The following is a 1,923-nucleotide window of genomic DNA, read 5'->3' as shown; positions in this document are numbered from 1 at the left end:
TGAGGAGCCGCACATTCGGGCCCCGACGGGCGGGCGCGTTCGCCCGTGACGGCCGGCACTTTCCGCCCCGCCACCGCGCCCAGCGGTGCCGGAACTGCCCGGCGCAGTGCGACAAACCGGCCAACTGTACCGCCGTCCGGCGCGTTACGAGGCGGTTCGGCGATGTGTCAGGTGTGTTTCTTAGATCCCGCTTCTTATGGTTTTCTGTGTGAGGGCCCGCAGCAACCTGAGTGCCCCCATACGTCAGCTAGTGAAGGGACGCACCCATGGATGCCCACCTGCTTGAAGTCCGCGACGAAGTCTTCCGGCGCAATCCAGGCGAAACGGAATTCCACCAGGCCGTCACCGAAGTCTTCGAAACCCTCGAGCCGCTGTCCGCCCGGCACCCCGAATATTCCGACGCCGCCATCCTGCAGCGCATCTGCGAGCCCGAACGCCAGATCATCTTCCGCGTGCCCTGGGTGGACGACGCCGGCAACGTCCAGATCAACCGCGGCTTCCGCGTGGAGTTCAACTCCGCGCTTGGCCCCTACAAGGGCGGCCTGCGCTTCCACCCCTCGGTCTACCTGGGCATCATCAAGTTCCTGGGCTTCGAGCAGATCTTCAAGAATGCCTTGACCGGCATGCCCATCGGCGGCGGCAAGGGCGGGTCCGACTTCGATCCGCGCGGCCGGTCCGACGGCGAGGTCATGCGCTTCTGCCAGTCCTTCATGACGGAGCTCTACCGCCACATCGGCGAATACACCGACGTTCCGGCCGGGGACATGGGCGTGGGCACCCGCGAAATCGGCTACCTGTTCGGCCAGTACAAGCGCATCACCAACCGCTACGAGTCAGGCGTCCTCACCGGCAAGGGCATCGGCTGGGGCGGCTCGCTGGTCCGCCCGGAAGCCACCGGGTACGGCGCGGTGCTGTTCGCGCAGGAAATGCTCAAAACCCGCGGGCAGAGCCTGGACGGGCAGCGCGTGGCCATCTCCGGCTCCGGCAACGTGGCCATCAACGCCGTCGAAAAGGCGCAGGAACTCGGCGCCACGGTCGTCACCGCCTCCGACTCCGGCGGCTACATCGTCGACGAGGCCGGCATCGACGTCGAACTGCTGCGCCAGATCAAGGAAGTCGAGCGGGGCCGCATTTCGGAGTACGCCGAGCGCCGCGGCTCTGCCGTGCACTACGTGGCCGACGGCAACATCTGGGACGTCGACTGCACCGTGGCGCTGCCGTGCGCCACCCAGAACGAGCTGGACGAGAAATCCGCCCGGCGCCTGGTGGAGTCCGGGCTGGTCGCCGTCGCCGAGGGCGCCAACATGCCGTGCACGAGCGAAGCCGCCTCCATCTTCCAGGACGCGGGCCTGCTGTTCGGCCCGGGCAAGGCCGCGAATGCCGGCGGCGTGGCCACCTCCGCCCTGGAGATGCAGCAGAACGCCAGCCGCGACGCCTGGACCTTCGAGTACACGGAGCAGCGCCTGACGGACATCATGGTCGGCATCCACGACCGCTGCGCCGAGACCGCCGAGGAATACGGCATGCCCGGCAACTACGTGGCGGGCGCGAACATCTCCGGCTTCAAAAAGGTAGCCGACGCCATGCTCGCCCTGGGCCTCATCTAAGGCAGCCCACACAGCCAAGCACTGATGACGACGACGGTGCCCGCCACGGCGGGCACCGTTTCGTTCTGGTGGTGTGCGGGTCATCCCGCGGGTCCGGGCAGGCTTGACGGACGTTCCGGCCCGGCCTCCGCGGCGGCGGGACGCCCCGAGTAAGCTCACCCCATGGTGCAAAGACTCATCGGGCTGGACATCGGCGGCAGCAAGACACACGGCATCCGGCTGGACGACGGCTTGCCGGTCGCCGAAGCCACGGCGGGCAGCGCCAACGTGCAGAACGCCAGCCCCGCCCAGGCCGCCGCGGCCCTCGCCGAGGTCT

General features: G+C 68.1%; 1 protein-coding gene. It reads left to right on the top strand.

Annotation, left to right across the window (positions count from 1 at the left end; all coding sequences use genetic code 11):
• The first annotated feature begins 266 nt into the window (after nt 1-266).
• A complete protein-coding gene (gene gdhA, locus AC5RUJ_RS15355) occupies nt 267-1,607 on the top strand; it encodes an NADP-specific glutamate dehydrogenase (RefSeq protein ID WP_494012832.1) in 1,341 nt (446 codons plus the stop codon).
• The last annotated feature ends 316 nt before the right edge of the window (nt 1,608-1,923 follow it).

The organism is Arthrobacter sp. Y3223164 (genome assembly GCF_059091005.1).
Note: the sequence above shows the minus strand (reverse complement) of the source record. Positions and strands in the feature narration are given on the sequence as shown.

Excerpts from the sequence above, each read along its gene's own strand:
- gdhA (WP_494012832.1), top strand. The coding sequence starts at position 267 with ATGGATGCCCACCTGCTTGAAGTCCGCGACGAAGTCTTCCGGCGCAAT.